This is a genomic window from Echinicola sp. 20G (genome assembly GCF_015533855.1).
In the GTDB taxonomy this organism is placed as follows: domain Bacteria; phylum Bacteroidota; class Bacteroidia; order Cytophagales; family Cyclobacteriaceae; genus Echinicola.
On sequence record NZ_AP024154.1, the window covers coordinates 2,842,913 to 2,865,285 of the forward strand.

Sequence of the window (22,373 nt, forward strand, 5' to 3'; positions counted from 1 at the left end):
TAAATAAATATATCAACTCTAGAATCAAGAAGGTGATCTGACTTTAATAGTTTTTTGTTTATTTATCGCATTTTTAATAAGCGCAAAAAGTGCTTTCTGGAATAGTATTAGAGCTTTTTTAAAGGGAAAGAAAATATTTTGAAAATAATTCCCTACAAAATCTATAGGGATATTAGTTTTTATAATAAAATGTATTACCTTTGAAAAAGTTATTAGTGAAAAGCCAAGTAGGTCAGTAGCTAATTTATAAAGAATAGGGGAGAGAACAGGCTCTTAGAACCTATAGCAACCTATCCCTCGTGAAGAGAAAAGGTGCTAAATCCTGCCTAAATCAATTAAAGGACCTATAAATTATGAAAACCATGGGAACACAGCGAATGCAGGACTTACTGGGCAAAACTTCATCAAACTGTTGCTGATCATCTGGCACAGTAATTCAAAAAACTAATAACACTAAAAAATAAGAAATCATGACAGCAACAGCTTCAAATTATAATACTTCAAGCCTAAACAGTAATACTTTCACCTTTCAATCTGTTATTCGAAACTTAAATCAGGAGAATGGGACTGTAAGTGCCTTCGAATGGTTAAATGAACATGAATCGGTTCAGGTAGAAGGTTCGGGGGATTTTAACTTTGGGAACTTTCCTGGTTCCAACAAAAGTTTTCAGGCTATCTATTTTAGTCTAAAAGGTGATTTGGCTGATCATTATGCTTTCTTTAGAGGCATTGTTTTAGCTGGTCAACCTAAGGAAGTTTTCTTGGAAAATATTCATGATAAAAGAAGTTTTACCTTGAAGTTCTACAAAAAGAATGAAGAGGTAGCTAAGGAATACTTAGAGAAAATCTTTAAAATCGTAAACCAAGAAATCAGGTTTAAGCAAGTTTTAAGAAAGGTGTTGATTAATGAAAAGAAGCACCGATTGGAAGAAAAGTTGCTTTTCAATGAGCTAAGTTATTGAATACAACGATAAACCATACTAATGACCATAAAAATGCCCCGTAATAATTTACGGGGCATTATTTTTTGGTTGAAATATCTTTATTATTTCCATCCACCACCGAGACTTCTGTACAGTTCAATGTTGGCTATGGCCAGTTGCATTTTTAGTCTTACCAGCTCCATTTGGTTTTCTAAAGCATCTTCTTGGGCATTGATGATTTCAAGATAGTTGGCAAAGCCACTTTGGAACAGTAGGAAGGCATCTTTTACACCTTTGTTGGTTACTTTGAGTCTTTCTGCAGAAATATCATGAGCTTCCTGAAGCTTTTCTATAGTTACCAAGGCATTGGAAACTTCCCCAACGGCACCAATAATTTTATCTTTGAAATCCAATTGAGCTATTTCCCTTTCATTGATAGCAATCAGGTGGTTGGTTTTTAACTTTCTGTTTTGAAAGATTGGCTGGAAAAGGGCACCATTCACGATAGCAAAACCTGCTCCAAGTGGGTCAAGGAAATGTTGGATTTGGTATGAATTCAATCCGATCCCTCCGCTAATGGTCAAGGAAGGATATTTCATAGCTTCAGTGATTCCAACCCTTGCATTGCTGATGATCAGGTTATACTCAGATGCAGCAATATCCGGTCGGTTTTGGATTAGTTCCACTGGAACACCAGTTTGATAGGCGCTGTCAAAGGTTACGTCTTCCAAGTGGTGGGTGAGCTTTACCTCTTGGGGTGATCTTCCCAAAAGCTGATTTAGCCTGGTTTCTTGAATGGCATAAGCTTTTTCCAGATCAGGAATCAGTGCTTTTGATCGCAGCATCTGAGATTTGGTCTGCTGGACCGCTAGAGAAGTAGTTTCTCCAGCATCATATTGCAGGTTGACGATTCTAAGGGTGTTTTTGCTTAGCTCGTAATTTCTTTTGGAAACTGTAAGTTGAGATTTGAGCATCAGCATATTCAAATAAGTAGAAGCAATTTCAGAAACCAAAGCAGTTTGTACTGCTTTTTTAAATTCCTGTGTTTTCATGAATTCTGCCTGTGCCGCTTCTTTTTGCCACCTAAACTTCCCCCATATATCAATCTCCCAACTTGCCTGAAGGGAAGAAACATATTCAAGTCTCTCCGTATACAGGGTTGTGGGAGGGTTGTCTCCATGATTTCTTCTGGACCGGTTGGAGCCATAGTTATTATAATACTCTGAATAATATTCCCTATTGTATTTAAAAGGAGAAGCGCCTAGAGTAGGGAAGAAGTTAGCTTTGGATTGCTTGAGGTTTTGATAACCAATCTCAATTTCCTTGGCCACTTTTTGCATGTCAAGGTTATTGGACAAAGCTGTATCGATCAAACTTACCAATGTGGAGTCCTTGAAATAACTTTTCCAGTCTAACGTAGCAATGTTTTTCTCTCCAGTCAGGACACTATCTCTGAGACTATCTGCTCCATAGTATTCCTCCGGAAAATTCACTTCTGGTCTTTTATATGATTGTCCAACCTTGCAACTTGCTACTGTAAGTAAAACCAAGCCAAGGGGAATTAATTTTCTAAAAGCGTTCATAGTTCTTCTTGTTCAATGGTTTCAATACTGTACTTGTCCTGTATTCTTTGGAAGATATAGGCCAATACAGGGATAAAAATGACACCTAAGGATATCCCGAAAATCATACCGCCAGCAGTACCGATACTCACTGATTTGGTGCCTTGGGCGGATGAACCCACTGAAAACATCAATGGAACTAAACCTGCGGTGAAAGCAAATGAAGTCATCAAGATGGGGCGAATTCTTAAGGCACATGCTTCGACGACAGCATCCCCCAGTTCGAGACCTTCTCGTCTTTTTTGCGCAACAAACTCAACAATCAAAATGGCGTTTTTGGCAAGCAAGCCTATCAGCATCACCAGTCCTACCTGAACATAAATGTTATTGTCTATGCCTGCTAAGTTGATGAATACAAAGACCCCTAAAATACCTGCCGGCAAGGAAAGGATTACAGCCATTGGCAACCAGAAGCTTTCGTATTGGGCTGCCAAAATAAAGTAGATCAGGATGATACTTATGATAAATACCAATGTGGTGTTGGAACCTGACTTTTTCTCTTCCAAGCTCATACCTGTCCATTCAAAGCCTAAGTTTGCAGGAAGTTTACTTTTCGTCAATTCCTCAATGACATCCATGACATCTCCTGTACTGTAACCTTTGGCAGGGGTAATATTAATTCTGGCTGCACTGTACAGGTTGTATCGGAAGACTGTTTCAGGCCCATAGGTTTCCTCTAATTTTACAAAAGTGTTGATGGGAACCATTTCTCCTTGGTCATTTTTTACCATTATGGAGTTGATCGCTTCTGGTGTTTCCCTATACTGGATGTCGGATTGCATGTAAACCATGTATTGACGAGTGAAACGGTTGAAATCTCCTACACGGGTTCTACCAAAGTTAGACTGGATCGTGAACATCATGTCTTTCACACTTACCCCCATGGCTTTGGCCTTCTCATAATCAATGTTGATTTTATATTGAGGGAAGTTCGGGTTATAGGAGGTAAAAGCTTTTTCAATCTGTTTTTGCTTGGTTAGCTCAGCGATAAACTCATTGATCAATTGACCAAATTCTCCATAGTCTCCATCTGAGTAATCTTGAAGTACAATTTGTACCCCATCAAAGTTACCAAAGCCTTGTACGGTTGGTCTGGGGTAAATATTGACCCGAGCCTCACTAAGAACGCTTAGTTTATCTGATAAGCGTTTCACTACTTCATTTATTTCCTTAAACTCACCTCTTTCTCCAATCTCATGAAGTTTGATATAACCTAAGCCTGTTGAAGAACTCTCTGAATCATCGACGATATTATATCCAGAAACGGTGTTCACACTGGCCACAGAAGTTTCCTGTTGCAATAGCGAATCAGCTTGTTTCAATACTTGGTTGGTTCGGTGAAGTGATGAACCTTCAGGCATGGTCAAGGAGAAAATAAGGAAATTATCATCTTCTGTTGGGATAAAACCTTTTGGAGTGACTGTGGCCATAAAGAAGGTAAGTGCTGAAACCACCACCAATGCTCCAGTTGTCCACCATTTATGGAGGATTACCCATTTGACTACTTGAAGGTATTTTTCGGTAAATTTATCAAAAGCACTATCGAACTTACGGAGTCCTTTATCTCTAATATCAATTGCTTTTGAAGCAGCTCTAGAGTTGCGGATCCTCTCAATTAGCGGTATTCTTTTTTTCCTTTTTTCAGGATCCGTTTCTTTTAGAATTAGTGCACTGAGTACAGGTACCAATGTCAAGGCGTTCACAGCAGAAATCAAAACAGCGAAGATGATGGTGTAAGCAAACTCCTGATAAAATACGCCTACGGGACCATCCAAGAATCCTACGGGTAAGAATACCGCAGCGATCACAATGGTGATTGAGATAATGGCGCTGGTGATTTCAGACATGGCAGATACCACGGCTTGCTTAACCTTCATACCTTCGTCTTCCATTTTTTCATAAATGGCTTCAATGACCACAATGGCATCATCGACCACAATACCAATGGCAAGCACAATGGAGAACATACTTAGTACGTTCATCGTAGCTCCAATCATGTTGAGGAAGAAAAAAGTACCTATCAAGGAAACGGGAATTGAAATGGCCGTAATGATCGTAGCCCTAAAATTTTGCAGGAATATAAATACCACCAAAAATACCAATATAAACGCCTCGATTAATGTTTTCTTGACATGGTGCATCGATTCGTCTATCTGATCCCGTACACTGTAAGAAATTCTATAATTCATTCCTTCCGGAAAGGCTTTAGCCTGATCTTCAAGTACCTTTCTTACTGCTTTGTCAATTTCTACCGCATTGGCACCCTGCTGCTGGACAATATCAATGGTTACGGCAGACATACCGTCTAGTTTGTTATCACTAGCATAATTGGAAGCACCAAATTCTAACCTAGCCACGTCTTTTAAGCGGAGTTGTGTACCATCATCTTCTGTTTTGATGACCAAGTTCTCATATTCATCGGGCTCACTGAATCTTCCACTGTGCTTCATCACGATTTCGAAAACCTCATCGGAGTTTTCCCCGAATTTACCAGGAGCAGCCTCAAAACTTTGATCCCTTACCTGGTTATAAACTTCCCTAGGTGTAAGACCATAAAGTGCCAGTTTTTCAGGGTTAAGCCAGATCCTCATGGCGTAATCCCTGGACCTAAGGATGGAGGCTTCCGCGATACCGCCAACTCTTTTTAATTCACGCCTGATATTCATCCGGGTGTAGGCGTTGAGGAAGGTTTCATCATAAACGCCATCGCTGTAAATCTGGATGGTCATTAGTGAACCTTTAAGTCGCTTTAAAACCACAATCCCAGCTTCTCTGACTTCTGCAGGGATGGATTCCATTACCATGGAAATCCTATTTTGGATCTCCACAGCAGCGACATTGGGGTCAGTTCCGGGCTCAAAATAAACGGTGGAACGTCCTCGCCCTGAGTTGGTGGCGGTTGAGTTGATGTAGTTCATGTTCTCGGCCCCGTTTATGGCTTCTTCTAAGGGGAGCAGAACTGATTTGGCGACTGTTTCGGCATTGGCACCAGGATAGTAAACTTGAACGCTGACACTCGGTGGAGCAATTTCTGGAAACCGTTCCACAGGAAGTAAGGAAATACTCCCCGCTCCTGCGAGTATCAGCAGAATCGAAATTACCAAAGCCAATACTGGCCTGTTAATAATTTTCTTAATCATAGGTTTAGGTCTTTTTCCGACAAAAAGAATCAAAGACAGCGATAGGAATTCGTAATTGGGATATAGAACACCCCTTACCAAATCGATTCGAGCAGAGGTTAGCTACTCGTGTCCTTGGTGATAAGATTGTTAATAGTTGGTGTGATTTTCTATAGGATTAATCCTCAGAAGAGAGTAATTGGCCTTGCTCTAGAGGTTTAACTTTTATGCCATTGGTTAGTTTATCCAAGCCTGACGTAACAATTCGGTCTTTTGGAGACAAGCTTCCATCGCTGACGATATATTGTTTGCCAGACCTGCCTTCAATTTTGATTTCTTTACGGTCCACGGTATTGTCCTCATTTAATGTATAGACGAACTTCTTGTCGTGGATCGAGGTCGTGGCACCCTGCGGGATCAAGATGGCATTGGGGTAAATCTGTTCCATCATAATTTTACCAGTGTTTCCTGACCTTAAAAGGGTATCAGGGTTGGAGAATTTTGCTCGTAAAGCAATAGACCCGGTAGAACGGTTGATTTGACCTGAGTTCGCGTCAATGGTTCCTACCTTATCATAAATACTTCCATCGGCCAATATCAACTTAACATGTGGATTAAGTTTTTTTGAGTTGGAGTCTCTTTTCATCCTTTCGTAATAAAGGTAATCAGACTCACTCATGGAAAAATACACATAAACATCATGAACATTGGAGAGGGTAGTCAGTGGTTCGGAGTCTGTCTTTTTAACCACGTTGCCAATGGAGCGAGGAATCCTTCCCATAAAACCATTAACTGGGGCTTTAATGGTGGTGAACTCCAGGTTGATTCGCATATTGGCGGCTACTGCCTGTGCTTGGTCCAAGGCTGATTGGGCCACTTCATAATCTGCAATGGTAGTTTGCATTCTTACATCGGAAATAACCTCATTGTCTATAAGAGGCTGAAGTCTTTCAATTTCGGTTTTGGCTTTCCGCAATTTGGCCTTTTCCAATTCAACTGTAGCTTGTGCATTTTTAAGGTCTTCCATGTAAGGCTGGCTGTTGATTTTAAATAATGGCTGGCCTTTTTTGACAAAGTCTCCTTCATCCACATAAATTTTTTCCAAAATCCCATCTACCTGAGGTCTGATCTCAACGTTTTCGACACCTTCAATAGAGCCAAGATATTGATAGGATCTGGCAGCTGCTTCTTCTTTTAATGTCATGACCGGAAGGGGTAAGCCTTCCTCAACTTGTTCTTCCTCTTTACAGCTAAAAAAGGAAAGTCCTGAAAGGAAAATCAAAAGCAATGGAAATTGCCTGTAGTTAGTTTCTTTAAATATCATTGTTATGAGTTTTTTAATACCAGGGTTTTATGTTTGATTCTACCTAAATTGAGTAGTTGTAATAATCGTACCACTAATTTTTAGTTTTCTAAACTTACTTAAATAACTGATTATTAGGATTTTTTGTTTTTTTTAAGACTTTTAAAGCTGTGGAGCTTTTGTTAGTGTTTTGGGGAAGTTTTCCACAACTTTAGACTTCAAGGATCCAATACCAAGGATTCTTAAGATATGTTAAAAAGGTGTTTGGGTTTTTTAATATTACAGCAAATTTGCAGCCAAATGACAATTAATTATTGAAAAGTGAATAAAATTTATAGGTAAAATGAAGGTGGTATGATTTAATTTTGATTTGAATAATTATTAATGCAATTTTCAAGCATCAAAATCCACAACTTTAAAGGTACCTAATGAACAAATACATTGATTTAATTCAGCAAACTTTTGACTTCCCAACCAAAGAATTTAAAGTGGAGGACAACCAGCTGTTTTTTAATGGGGTAGATCTTATGGAAATCATTGAGACCTACGGTACTCCCTTAAAGCTCACATACTTACCCAAAATCAGTGAGAGTATTCAGAACGCAAAGACTTACTTTGCAAATGCGATGGAAACGCATGATTATCACGGCAAATACACTTACTGTTATTGCACCAAATCTTCCCATTTTAGCTTTGTTTTGGATGAGGCTTTGAAGAATGATATTCATATTGAAACGTCATCGACCTTTGACATTCCTTTGGTAAGAAGCCTTTATGAAAAAGGTAAAATCACCAAGGATACTTACATCGTCTGCAATGGCTTTAAAAGAGAATTATATAAGGAGTACATTGCTGGTTTGTTGAATGATGGTTTTAAAAACTGTATTCCTGTACTGGATAACCTGACCGAGATAGATTACTACCTAGAGCATGTAAAAGTGCCTTTTCAGGTGGGGATTAGGATTGCAGCAGATGAAGAACCAAAGTTTGGTTTTTATACATCTAGACTCGGTGTAAGGTACAAGGATATCATTGAGTTGTATGAGACCAAAATCAAGAACAATCCGAATGTGAGTCTTAAAATGCTGCATTTCTTTATCAATTCTGGAATAAGAGACACGGCATATTATTGGTCTGAATTGACCAGGTTTATCCAAAAGTATGTGGACCTGAAAGCAATATGTCCAGAGCTGGACACCATGGATATAGGTGGGGGATGGCCCATCAAGACCAATGTGTTTTTTGATTATGACTATCAGTATATGGCTGAGCAGATTATCAAAAACATCAAGTGGATGTGTGCTAAGAACAATACCGTTGAACCTAATATTATGACGGAGTTTGGTAGTTATACCGTAGGAGAAAGTGGAGCTGTTCTTTATTCTATTTTGGAAGAAAAACTCCAAAATGACAAAGAATTATGGTATATGATTGACGGGTCTTTTATCACTCAATTACCGGATAGCTGGGGACTCAACCAAAAATATATCATGTTGGCCGTGAACAATTGGAAAGAGGAGTATCATAATATTAACTTAGGAGGGCTGACTTGTGACAGCATGGATTATTATAATTCAGAAGCGCATCAATACAATATTTATCTTCCCAAAAAGTCGGATGAAAAGCCTCAGTATATTGGTTTTTTCCATACAGGAGCATATCAAGAATCTTTGGGAGGTTATGGAGGAATTCAGCATTGTCTGATTCCTGCTCCAAAGCATGTGCTTATTGATCGGGACACTGACGGGACTATTAAGCACCGCCTTTTTGCAGATGAACAGAAAAGTGAGAGTATGCTGAAAACACTTGGTTACTAGAACCAAAAGTCCTGCGCTTTGGCGCAGGACTTTTTTATTTTTAGCGATTATTAGGATTGCCTTTGAGATGATCTACTAATTCTCCCGATAAGGTCATATAGCTTCCCATGCAGTCAGCGGTCATGCAGCTATGGATCGGTAAAATTCCCAAAACATCTCCTACTTTGACATTGTTCATCAATGCTGCATCCGCTTGAACGATGCCATGTTCTTGGGAAATACTTTTTAGATAAGAAGTTTTACTGGGTATGGACCAGCCACCTTTGGTCAATAGAACAATTTCACCAAAGTTCTTTTTGCCATTGATTTGGGTCAAAACATCTTTGGACAGATGTACGCCTCCAGCATGAAGGAGGATTTCTCCTTTGCTCTTTTTGATATCCACGATGGGTGCTGCCAATGCCACCGCAATGTCTTCCTTTTCACAGCTTCCAATATTGGCCTGGGTCAGGTCATAAAAGACAAAGTTGCCTGGACCAATTTGGTCTATTCCTTCAAAGTCATCCATCAAAGAACAGCTTGGGGTGTCACCTGACCGCGTCACCAAATCGGGGAATTCTGTGATGTATTTGTCCTTTAGCATATGCAGGGCAGCTTTGGTTTGCTGATGGATTTCTTCGATTCCATTAAGGGTGGCATGATAAGTATGCCCTGCATGAATATAAAAGCCTTTGAACTGAAGATTCGGGTTGGTTTTAGCCTTCCTCATGATTTTTTCTATCAGCCCAAAATCACTCACTTCCACTCCTGTTCGACCATAGCCTGCATCAATTTCAATAAAAAAGCCTACTCTGTAATTTAGCTTTTCGGCAAGCAAAGCGGTCAATTCCTCATTTACCAACTGGACGGAAAGACTGTGTTTTTCCGAAAGCTCATTCAGCTGATGGATTTCTCGTGGATTAAAGGGAAAGGCAATATGAATATTTTGCCAATTTTGCGGAGCAAAATAACTGGCCATATTAATGGATGAAACCGTAATCTCTTGGATATCATAAGAACGGCACCATTCTCCCACTTTTAACGATTGATGGGTTTTGAAATGCGGGATAAGCTCCAAGCCATGCTTCTTAGCCTTTTCGGACATCTTCCTCAAATTTTGTCGACAGATGCCTTCATTAATTAATAGGGTTGGGGAGGTGACAGAAAAACTATGCATTTTCATGGACTTTAAAGTGCTTGTTCTACTTTTTCTGCAGCGGGAATTTTGACCTTGTTTTCCAGAAAATCGATACTGGCTTCCAACACTTCTGGCCATTGACCAGAAGTAATGCTGGATCCAATGACGTGATCATTGGCCTCTGGAAAGGCTACTTTTTCCTTGAGGTTTTCTGGTGTGCTGACCTTTTCGAACATATCAAGCATGGCAGGAACAGAGACTACATTGTCCTGGTGTTGTTCATCTTTGTAGTAATAGCCGAGAAATAAAGGCTGTTTGATTTTTTTGAAGGTTTCCTCATTCATTTTGCTATAAACCAATTTGGCCAAGCTGATGTAAGAATTAATATGATACTCTTCTGACCAATACTTCGCTTTATCACCTTCTCTTGGGTTCAAAATAACTTGGTTTTCATTCGTACCAAATTTTTCAAAAAGCCATCCCTGCCAAGGGCTAAAAAAAGCCTCCAGTTGGTTGCCGTAATCCCGGATACAGGGAGAGTATAATAAAATCGATTTGATGTCTTCCTTTTCGGATGCTAACAAAACAGTCAATGCACCTCCCATAGATGTACCTACCACGATGACTTCATCCCCAAGGCTTTTTCCAATCATCAAAGCTTCTCTAGCTCCATCTGCAAGTTTTTCGGCGGTAAGGTGTTCAAAGGTGTTGTCTCTCTTGATGCCATGCTCTGGAAGCCTGGCCAGATAAAGGTTAGCACCAAAATGTTCTGCAAGTTTTTGATGGACAGGACTGCCTTCCATTTGACTCGCACCGAAGCCGTGAATATACACTATAGAATAGGGAGTTTTGGTCTTGTTAAGGCTGTCTGCCCAAACGATGCGGGCTTCATTGTTGGGTTTAAGTCCTTTTACTGTATCTTCTTTTTGTAGAACATAGCTTTCCAACTGTTCAAGATTTGTAGGGACTTGAGGATAAGTGCCTTCAAGGGTGCTGTAAGATTCTTTTGGTCCGAGCATGTACACAATAACCAAGATGATGGCGATGGATAATAAAAAAGGGAGTAGTTTTTTGAACATTTTCGTTTGGGGATCTTGAATTTTAATAATAAAGCTAAAGTGTTTTTCAAGATTATCCTACAAAAAATGAAGCAAGCTGATTTTTAAACTACCAAGCCATAATTTCGGAAGGATTTGTTATTTTGTACCACTTGACCAAACCACTAATCCAGTTGATATGATGAAGAATATAAAAATGATTTCCGTGCTTTTTACTGCCAACTTGCTGTTTTCGTGCACTGATAAAGGCAACCATGACTCTGCATCATCGATTACTGTTGAAACTTTACAAAAGCATATCCAGGAATTGTCTTCTGATGCGTATTTGGGCAGAATGCCTTTTACAAAAGGAGAGGAGAAAACCCTTGCATATTTAAAGGCCCAATTTGAGGAAATGGGCTTGGCTCCAGGCAACGGAGAAAGTTATTTTCAAGATGTTCCTTTAGTGGAAATTACTACCGAAGCGGATACAGTATTGAGGATCGAAGGCAATGGTGAAAAGATGGATTTGAAGGGATTAAAGGATTATGTCATTTACACAGAAAGACAAGATCCAGAGATCAAAGTGGAGGATGCAGAGTTGGTTTTTGCTGGTTTTGGCATTGTAGCCCCCGAGTATGACTGGAACGACTATGAAGGGTTGGACGTAGAGGGGAAAATTGTGGTTGTGTTGGTGAATGATCCCGGGTTTGGTACAGAAGGAGATTTTTTCAAAGGTAATACCATGACCTATTATGGCCGATGGACTTATAAGTTTGAAGAAGCCACTAGGCAAGGAGCCCTTGGCTGTTTGGTAGTACACAATACTATCCCCGCTGGCTATGGCTTTAATGTGGTGCAAAACGGCTGGAATACCCCAAAACTTTACTTGAACCCCAAGGATAAATCTGCTCATCAACTCGCTTTTGATGGCTGGCTTAGCCTACCTGCAGCAACAAAGATATTTCAAATGGCAGGGTATAATGACCGTGAATTATTGGCGAAGGCTAGAAAACCAGGTTTCGAGGCGATTCCCATGGGCCTAAAAGCAAGCACAAGCATGAAGGTCAGCACGAGGTTCAATACTTCCAAAAATGTGATAGCCAAAAGAGAAGGAAGCAAACATCCTGATGAATACCTTATTTATTCGGCCCATTGGGACCATATTGGAGTAGGGAAGCCTGATGCAGATGGAGATAGCATTTACAATGGGGCATTGGACAATGCAAGTGGAACGGCGGCTTTACTGGAAATAGCCGAAGCATTTGCTTTCGGACAAGAGCCAGAAAGAACAGTGGTATTTCTGGCCGTTACAGCAGAGGAGCAAGGGCTTTTAGGAGCGGCTTATTATACAGAACACCCTGTTTACCCAATCTCACAAACCATTGCCAATATCAATATGGATGGAATCAATCCCTATGGAAAGATGAAAGACATTGTTGTAGTAGGAAAGGGACAGTCCAATTTGGAGGATGTTTTGGCAAGGGAGGCTGAAAAACAGGGGAGATATACTTCTGAAGAGCCGACGCCTTCAGCAGGCTACTATTTTAGGTCTGACCATTTTAACTTCGCCAAGAAAGGTATTCCTGCACTATACACAGGTACTGGCATAGACCATGTGGAAAAAGGAAAGGAGTTTGGCAAATCCCTTCAGGACGAGTACAGGGCCAAATATTATCATAAGCCTTCGGATGAATTTGATACCACAAGATGGAACCTGGATGGTGCTGTGGAGGATGTGGAGTTATTGTATCGAGTTGGAAGGGCTGTAGTCGCAGAGGAATCTTGGCCAGCATGGAAAGATGGTTCAGAGTTTAAAGTGCTTAGGAAATAACAAAAACTATCTAAAATTGTACATTTAATCCAAACCTCCTTTGTTCTAGAGTATAGTAGCCAGTCCTGCGAGAATTTATACCGGAAGTCAGATGAACAAAGTAGCAATAAATTTAAGTTGGGTAAAAGTGCTCAAATTCAATTTATAGAAAGATAGTCAGCCTTTGGCGTGTGATTGCTTTTTTAAATAAATAATACCTTAATGGTTAAAACATGAGTCAGTTATTAAAAAGTTTTTGAAAGGGTTACGGTTGGTTTTTTTATTTCGGTAAATACGTTCTTTATTTGCGGTTTATATATGTAAACTGGTAATTAAAACTTTTCGCTACTATTAAGCTAATTATTTAGTAGACAAAAAGGCAATACTAGATTATCAACCTGATATTGCAATTTAAGTAGATTAAAATGAAGACTAATATATTTTTAACTGTGTTGTTGTTTTTAGTTTTTTCAAATTTTGGTTATTCCCAAAGAACGATACTTGGAAAAATTTTAGATGAAAGAACAGGTAATCCAATTAACGAGGTGACAGTAGAATTGGAAGGTAATGGGGTGAAAACATTGACCAATTTCCGAGGTTATTTTGGAATTGAAATTGACTCCTCTAAATATTTAAAGTTTTCAAAAGATGGGTATTTTGATTCAAGGATGAAAATACCCGAAATAGATAAGTTTCAATTGTATTTAAAGCCCTCAAGACTTAATGTTCCTGAATACAAAGGGGGGATTGAAGCATTTAATAGTTTTTTTTTCGAAAACTTGAGATATCCCGAAGAGGCAAGAAGGAAGGGGATACAAGGTACCTTTTATGCTTCATTTGATATTGATACCTTGGGGAACTTAGGGAATATCCAAATATTAAACGCTGAAGGAGACCTTGGAGGTATAGATATGGAAATAAAAAGATTACTGTCATCCTTACCTGAAAATTGGATTCCTTCTGATTCCATTTACAATTTTGTTGCGCCCATTCGCTTTAAATTAAACGATGAGAGTGATATTAATGATAGTGGAACTAAACCAAAATATAAAGAAGGAGTACTTGATTTAAATGCATTGAATGAGTTAGTAGTTTCAACTAACAAGATACCACTTTATTATTCGCCAGCTCAAAGGAAGAAGACTGGAGATCAAAGTGAAGCAAGTTCGGGGGCTTTTACTATTAAAATAGCTTCTAGTGATGCGACCTCATCATTTGAGTGCATATCCGCAGATACTTCAAAGTCAAAATTGATGTTAAGAAATAAAAGTTTGGAAGGCTTCTCCAAGTTAAACCAAACTTTAAACCATGTTAAATATTTGGATATTGAAAACTGCAATGTCTCTAGATTGCCCAGGCAATTGGAGCTTCTGCCTATGTTGGAAGAGCTTTATGCTCCGTTTAATAAAATAGATGGATTGCCTGAAGAGTTCTGTAAGCTAAAAAACCTTAAGGTAGTTGGACTTGGGGATAATAAATTTGAAATCATCCCCAAAGAGATTTACCAGCTTGAAAAATTGGAAATGTTGGATTTTGGGAACAATAAGATTGAAATTATTGGAGGGGAGATTTCAAATTTAAAAAATATGAAATTATTGATAATTTCCAAAAACAAGCTTCGGTCATTACCACCATCTATTAAGGAGTTAGAAAGCTTGGAACAGCTATATTTAAAAGGGAACAAAATTTCAAAAGAAGAAATTGAAAAGCTAAGAAAAGATATGCCAACTGTTGAAATTTTTGATTGAGACCGTGTTAAATTTTTTGGATATTGTAATCTTCACCCTAAACCAAATTTATTTCCTTCAAAAAATCAATGAAACATTGAAAAAAGGTATTATCAAGTTCTGAAACGGGCTTGGTAAAGTGTTTTTATATAGTTGTAAATGTAATATGAATTGATTTTACTATTTTAATGAGTTTGTTTTAAATAAGCACTTGTTAAAATAATTAAGGTAAAATGAAATTAAGAACGCTTTCTATCATCGCGGGAATTAGCTATTGGGTTATTTTCTTTGCGGCAATATTTGCTAATTTTTTTGTATTGGAATCTATTATGGAGTCTCCCTTGGAAATGATTGAACAGAATCGCTTTATGGTGGGCTTAGGGGTGATGGCCTTTATGATTACGGTTCTTTTTGATGTAGTAGTAGCGTGGGCGCTTTATGAAATGTACAAGGAACATCATTTGTCTCGCTTAAGTACCTATTTTAGAATTGTGCATGCGATAATAATGGGTGTGGCCCTTGCCGCACTTCCACTAACATTTTCGGCTAGTAGTGATGGAGAGGTACTCAGACTGGTAGATATTTTTAATACTGTGTGGTTGATCGGCCTTTTCTTTTTTGGTTTTCATTTGATCTTGCTTGGAAAAATAGCAGAGGCACCCAAAATAATTGCCATTTTCCTCGTTATTGCTGGGGTGATGTATATGGCGGATACTACAGCACATTTCTTGATGCCCAATTATGATGTTTACGGTTCCCTGTTTTTGGCTTTTGTTGCTATACCTAGCATCCTTGGAGAAATGTCTTTTGCCGTATGGTTACTTCTGAAAGGTGGCAAAAGATCTCCCGAAAATATCGGAGCGATGATTCAATAAATTTTAGGGAATTCAGATGCAAACCATACTTGGATAAAGGTTTGGAAGGTAGGTGATTTAATTTGCCAAAACAGTCTTTTTGAGTTGTGGTGTGTAGTTATTGGGTTGATTTTTAGTAAATTATACCAGTAAACCCAAAACCTTCAACTTATGGACAGAAGAAAATTCATCCGCTCTTCGGGCTTTTCTGTGGGAATGGCCTTGACCCTGCCTGCCACATTATCCTCTTGCAATAAAGCTGACTCTACAACAGCCAATATTACTCCAATTTCCACTGATATCAGCACTTGGGAAGGGGTAAGGGCCCTTTTTCCTTTGGATAATAGCCATGTTCAAATGGCCCAAATGCTTTTAGCTTCCCATCCAGCACCGGTTGCAGAAGCCATCGAAAAGCACCGCAAGGCATTTGATAACAATCCAGCAATGTATTGGGAGGAAAATTTTATGACGGCTGAATTGATAGTTTGTGATGCAGCTGCCAAATACATGGGGGTAACTGCAGCTGAAATAGCCTTGACAGACAGTACCACCATGGGAACTTCTTTGTTGTTTAATGGCATGAAGCTTCGACCCGGGGATGAGATTTTGGCCACTACGCATGATCATTATGTTACGGACAAGTCCATTGAATTTACTTGTAAGAAAAAAGGTGCTTCTTATCGTCGGGTTGAAGAATATCATGACCCCCGAACGGTTACAGTCGATGAGGTAGTTGGAAACATTAAAAAGGCCATTTCGGATAAGACAAGAGTGGTAATGGTCACTTGGGTACATTCGAGTACTGGAGTAAAATTGCCGATCGCTGAAATAGCTGAGGCTATCAAGGAGGTGAATAAGGGCAGGGTTGAAGATAACCGTATCTACTTTGCAGTAGATGGGGTGCATGGCTTTGGAAATCAGGATAAAGATATTGCTGAGCTAGGCTGCGATTTTTTTTCTGCGGGAACCCACAAATGGATTTTTGGGCCAAGAGGCACGGGTGTGCTCTATGCAAAAAGAGAAGCTTGGAATTTTATAGAACCAACGATCCCACCGTTTTCTGAATATCCTTTTCTTGAATACTTGGGCAATCCTCCGGAAAGAGAGCCAACTTTTCATGAACTAATGACTCCCGGTGGTTTTCATTCTTTTGACTTTCGCTGGGCGCTTAATACCGCCTTTGAACTTCAAATGGAAATGAAAAGGGATAGGGTGCATCAAAGAACTACTGAGTTGAGTACTCATGTGAAGGAAGGAATAAGAAATATTCCCAGTGTAGATTTGATTACGCCTTTGGATCCCAATATGTCTGCCGGAATCAACTGTTTTATGGTCAATGGCTTGGAAGCAGAAGAAACTGTCAGGCGTTTTCATGAAATGGGGGTAGTAGCGAGCAGCTCTCCTTACCGCCAGTCTTTTGCTAGACTTACGCCATTTGTAGGTAATACCATGGATGAGGTAGATAGGAGCTTGGAGGTATTGGCAAAGATAGCAAAGGCGTGAGGGATAGCTTTGTTGCCAAGGAATGGGATATGAATTGGTTAGAAACTGAATAAATAAGTGAGAAAAAGATTTGTTTCTCATTTTTAACAATACCTGTTTTTCTTTTTTTGGTTCTTGATGTTTTTTTACGTTTTTAACTTTTTTATATACAAAGTGCTGATATCAAATTGTTTATGAGAGATAATTTAGTTTTTTTAACACAAAATATTAAACACTGTTAACATGAAAAAAATACTTTTAGTTTTAGTTGTTTTCATCTTGTCCTATGAGACAGGTATCGCAGAAAGAGAATCTTTTGCAGCGGTTGATGATTATTGTAATAATTACTATCCGGGTTGTACAGCAATTGTGATAAAATGTCGCCCAAATTATTTATTCAATAATTGCCAAGTAGAAGATCAAGTTTCATGTGAAGAGGGATGCATGGACCCTTGGTGAAATGTTTGGGCAAGTTTTTAGCATATTTTTTAGTTTGTACTTAGCCAACTTGATTTATGAAATTGTTTCTTATTAAAATATTTAAAATATCTATTACTTTACTTTCTATAGTTTCATGTCATCAAGGAAATGATACAAATATTAATCAAATTATATCGGTAAAACTGGAGCAAACTCCCTTATTGTCTTCATTTGTTGACAGGGTTGAATATATTAAGCTTCCAAAAGAAATTCGATACGGTTTTATAGATAGAGTTTTGGTGACGAAGGACTACTTTATACTTGCCGATTATGAAATGGCAATGAAAGTCTACATTTTAAACAAGAACTTTGAAATGGTGTCAATTATTGATGGATATGGAGAAGGTCCTGATGAATATTTGTGGTTAGAAGCTGTTAATTATAATGAGCAGCGGAAAACAATTGAATTATTGACGAATAAAGATTTGATACGGTATTCCGCTGATGGTGAATTTGTTGCTTCGATAAGGTTACCATTAATTTTGGGGAATTTAGTTTCCATTTCCGAAAATGAATACTTGGTTTATTCTAGAGATGTTCGAAAAGGAATGGTTAATAGTGATTTTTCAAATTCAGTTTTTATACTTAAATGGAACTCAGAGAATGGACAATTAAAACCTGTGATTAATGATCATAAAAAGAATGTTATTGGATCTACTAAAGACAGACATAACATGTTTAGATACAAAACAGATGTCTATGCTACTCATATTTATATGGATACTGTTTTTAAGGTTGATGAGCATGGAGATATCCACAAAACATATGTTGATTTGGACGGGCAAAATCTTCCAATGGAACTCATATATGGGGTACAGCCCTCATCAGTTTTAAATAAAGAAGAAATACAAGAAAAATATGCAGTCCATTACCCAGGCTTAATGGTCAATGATGATTTTTTTATAGACAAGTTTGCCAAATACAATAGGATTAATTTCTTTATTCAGAATAAAAGAACCTCAAATGTTATTTCGGGCAGAGAAATCCTGAATGATTTGGATAGTGGTTTGAATTACCTTAACCCTTGGTTTTTGGATCAAGAAGACAATTTATATACCATCCATCAGTACGAACATTTAAAGGAGTTTGTCGAAGATGGAATGGAAAGCGAGACGGAGCTCTCTAATTTTGTCAAAAAGCTTGACCCTCAAACTGGTTTTGTCATTGGAAAATACCACCTGAAGCAATTTTAGAATTAGAAAACACCGTCAATTTGAAACTGTAAAGCTCTCCATAAATGGATGGCAAATAGATGTGGTTATTTTTCAATTTTCTCATAACTGGCCAAAACACCCTTCACCATAGCTGCACTGAAGCCGTGATGCTCCATTTCATTTAAACCAACAATGGTACAGCCTTTTGGGGTAGTGACTTTATCAATAGCTGCTTCTGGGTGGATACCTTTTTTGATGATTAATTCCGCGGCACCCTTTACCGTTTGGTTCACAATGGTGTTGGCTGTATTGGCATCAAAGCCGATTTGAATCCCTCCTTGGGTCATGGCCCTCATAAATCGCAAGACATAAGCAATGCCACATGCCCCCAAGACCGTGGCCGCTTCCATCAAATGCTCTTCAATAACAATGGAGATGCCGATACTATTAAACAATTCCTTGATACTTGCTTCTACGCTGGCATCTCCATTTTTTCCACAGATACAGGTAATGGATTCCTGAATATCAGCTGCAATATTAGGCATGGCTCTAAAAACTGCCATTTCTGCGGGAAGATGTTTGTACATGTCTTCCAAAGTTACCCCTGTAGCCAAGGAAATAATGGTTTGCTTATCAGGAGAGAGTACTGGCGAAATTTCTTTCAATATGTGGGGGACGTTGTAGGGTTTTACACCTAAAACTATCAAGTCAGCATCTTTGGAGGCGGAAACATTGTCCGAAGTAACTGTGACTCCCATGGGATCCAGGTGAAAAAGGCTTTCAGGGTGACGTTTGGTTACACTTAGGTATTGGGCCTTAAAGCCCGCTGTGTCTAATAAGCCATTGACAATGGACAAGCCTAAATTGCCACATCCAATGATCGCTATTTTTAAGTCTTTCATTTCTTGTAATTGGTTCTTTGGTAAAAAGCTTCAATTGTAAATGATGCTTTTGTGCAGGTAAAAATAAACCAATCCTTTGAATGTTAATCGTTGATGAAGAAAAAAAATGTTTGTAGTAAGGAGTCTTGAGTAGGAAGACTTAAGGAAATAGGAGGATATAAGAGACTAAATACTCAAGACTCAATATTCTCTACTAATTAAATAAAAAAAGAGCCATCCAAAAACTGAATGACTCTCTTGATATAAGCTCCTTTTAAGGTTTAAGCCAGTTTGGCCAAGCTTTCTTCCAGTGCTTTTATTTTGGCTTCTGCATCAGCTTGTTTTTGCTTTTCATTTTCAACTACCTGAGCAGGGGCACCGCTGACAAAGCGTTCATTACTGAGTTTCTTCATTACTGTGTTGAGGAAACCTTTGGTGTACTCCAGTTCTTTGCGGATATTTTCCTTTTCTGCTTCTACATCAATTTTTTCATTGAGTGGAATAAAGAACTCGTCGGATTTTACCACAAAACTCAAAGCCCCCTCTACCTTGTCGGCATAAGCCACTTGGCTAAGGTTGGCCAGCTTTTTCATGATCGCCTCAAAAGATTGGTACAAGGCTTGATTTGAAGTATTGATAGTCAGTTCAAAAGCTTCTTTTGGCGAGATGCCCTTAGAGGCCCTGATATTTCTCACTTGAGAAACCACTTCAAAAACCTGTGCTGCTTCTCCAATTAACTTTTCATCATAACTCGTAACGCTTGGCCATGAGGAGACGATTAAGGCATCTTTTACATCTCTACCTTTTACCTGGTGCCAAAGCTCTTCCGTAATAAATGGCATAAATGGATGCAGCACCTTCATGATAGATTCAAAGAAACCTAAAGTCTTTTCATAAGTTTCCAGATCAATTGGTTTTTGGTATTCTGGCTTGACCATTTCAAGGTACCAAGAACAGAAATCATCCCACACCAATTTGTATGTACTCATTAAGGCATCTGAAATCCTGAATTTGCTGAAGTGGTCTTCGATTTCCTCTAATGCCTGATTAAAGCGGTTTTCAAACCATTTGATAGCGGTATGGTTATGGTGCTCCAAAATGTTGGAATCCACTTCCCAGCCTTGGATCAATCGGAAAGCATTCCAGATCTTATTGGAGAAGTTACGGCCTTGCTCTACCAATTTTTCATCAAAAGGAAGGTCATTACCTGCAGGAGAGCTGAATAGCATGCCTGTTCTCACTCCATCTGCGCCATAGCTTTTGATCAACTCCAATGGATCAGGGGAGTTACCTAGAGATTTGGACATTTTACGGCCCAATTTGTCCCTAACAATTCCCGTTAGGTAAACGTTTCTGAAAGGCTTCTCGCCCATATATTCATATCCTGCAATGATCATTCTGGCCACCCAGAAGAACAAGATTTCTGGTGCAGTCACCAAATCATTGGTTGGGTAATAATATTTTAAGTCTTCGTTTTTCTCACCTGTCGTGAATATATCGGTGTCAAAAACAGAGATTGGCCACAACCAAGAAGAGAACCAAGTGTCCAATACATCCTCGTCCTGCTTGAGGTCTTCAAGGGAATAGTTTTCCTGATATTGCTCATTGGCAATTTTCAAAGCCTCTTCAGCTGTTTTGGCTACTACATATTCACCGTTTGGAAGGTAATAAGCAGGAATTTGATGCCCCCACCACAATTGACGGGAGATACACCAGTCTCGCACATTGTCCATCCAACTGCGGTACATGTTTTTGAATTTTGGAGGATACAGTTGAATGATATCATCCATCACTGCTTTAAGGGCAGGTTTGGTGATTTCTTCCATCTTCATAAACCACTGCAAAGAAAGTTTTGGCTCGATGACAGCATCGGTCCTCTCCGAATGGCCTACGTTGGAAGTGTAATCCTCTTCTTTTGCCAATTGATTGGCTTCTTTCAGTAACTTGGCAATTTTTTTTCTGGCAATGAACCTGTCCTCGCCAACCAAAATTTGCGCCTTTTCATTAAGGGTTCCATCATCGGCGATGATATCGATCACCTCTAGTTTATGTCTCAGCCCAATTTCATAATCATTGACATCGTGAGCTGGTGTAACTTTCAAACAGCCCGTTCCAAACTCCATGTCCACATATTCATCTTCAACAATAGGGATGGCCCTGTTGACCAAAGGAATCAAGGCTTTTTTACCTTTTAGGTGCTCAAATCTGGTGTCATTCGGATTGATACAGATCGCTGAGTCTGCCATGATGGTTTCTGGACGTGTGGTGGCGATGGTCAAGAATTCCTCTTCACTTCCTTCAATTTTATAGTTGATATAGTAAAGCTTCGAGTTGATTTCTTTGAAAATAACTTCATCATCAGATAGGGCTGTTTTTCCCTGTGGATCCCAGTTGACCATTCTGATGCCTCTATAGATTTTTCCTTTTTTATGAAGGTCCACAAAAACACTGATCACTGCATCACTCAAGTCAGCATCCATGGTGAACTTGGTTCTGTCCCAATCACAGGAAGCTCCTAGTTTTTTAAGTTGCTCCAGGATAATGCCACCATACTTTTCTTTCCATTCCCAGGCATATTTCAAAAACTCCTCTCTGCTGATTGATTTTTTGTCAATGCCTCTTTCCTTCAACATGGCCACCACCTTGGCTTCAGTAGCAATAGAGGCATGGTCAGTACCAGGCACCCAGCAGGCATTTTTACCTTCCATTCTGGCTTTTCTCACCAAGACATCCTGAAGCGTATTGTTCAGCATGTGTCCCATGTGCAATACACCAGTTACATTTGGTGGAGGGATCACGATCGAATAGGGCTCTTTATTGTAATCTACTGTTGAACTAAACAATTTATTTTCCATCCAGAACTTGTACCATTTGGATTCAGCTTCTGTTGGATTATATTTTGTGGATAGCGACATAATTGAATTTGTATTGTAGAAACGGAATTATTTCTTAGAGCGCAAAAATAATATAAATATCTTTGAAGGCACTACGATTCCTCTAATTAAGCTACTGTCAAAACTGTACTTTGGGTTTTTTAATCTTCT

At 38.9% G+C, this 22,373-nt stretch carries 15 protein-coding genes and 1 riboswitch; of the genes, 8 read left to right on the forward strand and 7 right to left on the reverse strand.

Features of this window, described 5'->3' with window-relative positions:
• Positions 1 to 241 precede the first annotated feature (241 nt).
• A riboswitch (SAM riboswitch) is annotated at positions 242 to 353 on the forward strand.
• Positions 354 to 470: 117 nt separating this feature from the next.
• Complete coding sequence (locus JL001_RS11960) at positions 471 to 962, forward strand: hypothetical protein (RefSeq protein WP_200976300.1); 492 nt, start codon at positions 471 to 473, stop codon at positions 960 to 962.
• An 83-nt stretch (positions 963 to 1,045) separates the two neighbouring features.
• Here the strand turns inward: JL001_RS11960 and JL001_RS11965 are convergent, their stop codons facing one another.
• The 3 genes from JL001_RS11965 to JL001_RS11975 form a co-directional block, all read right to left on the reverse strand.
• Entirely contained in the window at positions 1,046 to 2,506 is a 1,461-nt protein-coding gene (locus JL001_RS11965) for a TolC family protein (RefSeq protein WP_200976301.1), read from the reverse strand.
• Positions 2,503 to 5,685, reverse strand: a complete 3,183-nt coding sequence (locus JL001_RS11970) for an efflux RND transporter permease subunit (protein ID WP_200976302.1) — start codon at positions 5,683 to 5,685, stop codon at positions 2,503 to 2,505. Before JL001_RS11970 ends, JL001_RS11965 begins: the two co-directional genes overlap by 4 nt.
• Positions 5,686 to 5,842: 157 nt before the next feature.
• The gene (locus tag JL001_RS11975; protein ID WP_200976303.1) at positions 5,843 to 6,988 is read right to left on the reverse strand and encodes an efflux RND transporter periplasmic adaptor subunit; all 1,146 of its coding nucleotides are present in this window, start codon (positions 6,986 to 6,988) and stop codon (positions 5,843 to 5,845) included.
• A gap of 407 nt (positions 6,989 to 7,395) precedes the next feature.
• Between JL001_RS11975 and JL001_RS11980 the strand changes: the two genes are divergently transcribed.
• Positions 7,396 to 8,784: an arginine decarboxylase gene (locus JL001_RS11980; protein ID WP_200976304.1), complete on the forward strand. Its 1,389-nt coding sequence runs from the start codon at positions 7,396 to 7,398 to the stop codon at positions 8,782 to 8,784.
• A gap of 40 nt (positions 8,785 to 8,824) precedes the next feature.
• Here JL001_RS11980 and JL001_RS11985 read toward each other — a convergent pair whose 3' ends face one another.
• Together JL001_RS11985 and JL001_RS11990 are read right to left on the reverse strand one after the other, a co-directional pair.
• Positions 8,825 to 9,946 carry an alanine racemase gene (locus tag JL001_RS11985; RefSeq protein ID WP_370567367.1) on the reverse strand — a complete coding sequence of 374 codons (1,122 nt, stop codon included), beginning with the start codon at positions 9,944 to 9,946 and terminating at the stop codon, positions 8,825 to 8,827.
• Positions 9,947 to 9,951: 5 nt separating this feature from the next.
• Positions 9,952 to 10,980, reverse strand: coding sequence for a carboxylesterase (locus tag JL001_RS11990; RefSeq protein WP_200976306.1), 1,029 nt, complete (start codon positions 10,978 to 10,980; stop codon positions 9,952 to 9,954).
• Between the two features lie 157 nt (positions 10,981 to 11,137).
• Between JL001_RS11990 and JL001_RS11995 the strand changes: the two genes are divergently transcribed.
• From JL001_RS11995 to JL001_RS12020, 6 genes are all read left to right on the forward strand, one after another.
• Positions 11,138 to 12,772, forward strand: a complete 1,635-nt coding sequence (locus JL001_RS11995; RefSeq protein WP_370567368.1) for a M28 family metallopeptidase — start codon at positions 11,138 to 11,140, stop codon at positions 12,770 to 12,772.
• 404 nt (positions 12,773 to 13,176) lie between these two features.
• Positions 13,177 to 14,499 carry an energy transducer TonB gene (locus tag JL001_RS12000; RefSeq protein WP_200976307.1) on the forward strand — a complete coding sequence of 441 codons (1,323 nt, stop codon included), beginning with the start codon at positions 13,177 to 13,179 and terminating at the stop codon, positions 14,497 to 14,499.
• Positions 14,500 to 14,711: 212 nt separating this feature from the next.
• Positions 14,712 to 15,353: a DUF4386 domain-containing protein gene (locus tag JL001_RS12005; RefSeq protein WP_200976308.1), complete on the forward strand. Its 642-nt coding sequence runs from the start codon at positions 14,712 to 14,714 to the stop codon at positions 15,351 to 15,353.
• 150 nt (positions 15,354 to 15,503) lie between these two features.
• Entirely contained in the window at positions 15,504 to 16,835 is a 1,332-nt protein-coding gene (locus JL001_RS12010) for an aminotransferase class V-fold PLP-dependent enzyme (RefSeq protein WP_200976309.1), read from the forward strand.
• 222 nt (positions 16,836 to 17,057) lie between these two features.
• Positions 17,058 to 17,273 carry a hypothetical protein gene (locus tag JL001_RS12015; RefSeq protein ID WP_200976310.1) on the forward strand — a complete coding sequence of 72 codons (216 nt, stop codon included), beginning with the start codon at positions 17,058 to 17,060 and terminating at the stop codon, positions 17,271 to 17,273.
• 56 nt (positions 17,274 to 17,329) lie between these two features.
• Complete coding sequence (locus tag JL001_RS12020; protein WP_200976311.1) at positions 17,330 to 18,487, forward strand: 6-bladed beta-propeller; 1,158 nt, start codon at positions 17,330 to 17,332, stop codon at positions 18,485 to 18,487.
• Between the two features lie 65 nt (positions 18,488 to 18,552).
• Here the strand turns inward: JL001_RS12020 and proC are convergent, their stop codons facing one another.
• Both proC and JL001_RS12030 read right to left on the reverse strand, forming a co-directional pair.
• A complete protein-coding gene (gene proC / locus JL001_RS12025; protein ID WP_200976312.1) occupies positions 18,553 to 19,350 on the reverse strand; it encodes a pyrroline-5-carboxylate reductase in 798 nt (265 codons plus the stop codon).
• 260 nt (positions 19,351 to 19,610) lie between these two features.
• Complete coding sequence (locus JL001_RS12030) at positions 19,611 to 22,244, reverse strand: valine--tRNA ligase (RefSeq protein ID WP_200976313.1); 2,634 nt, start codon at positions 22,242 to 22,244, stop codon at positions 19,611 to 19,613.
• Positions 22,245 to 22,373 lie beyond the last annotated feature (129 nt).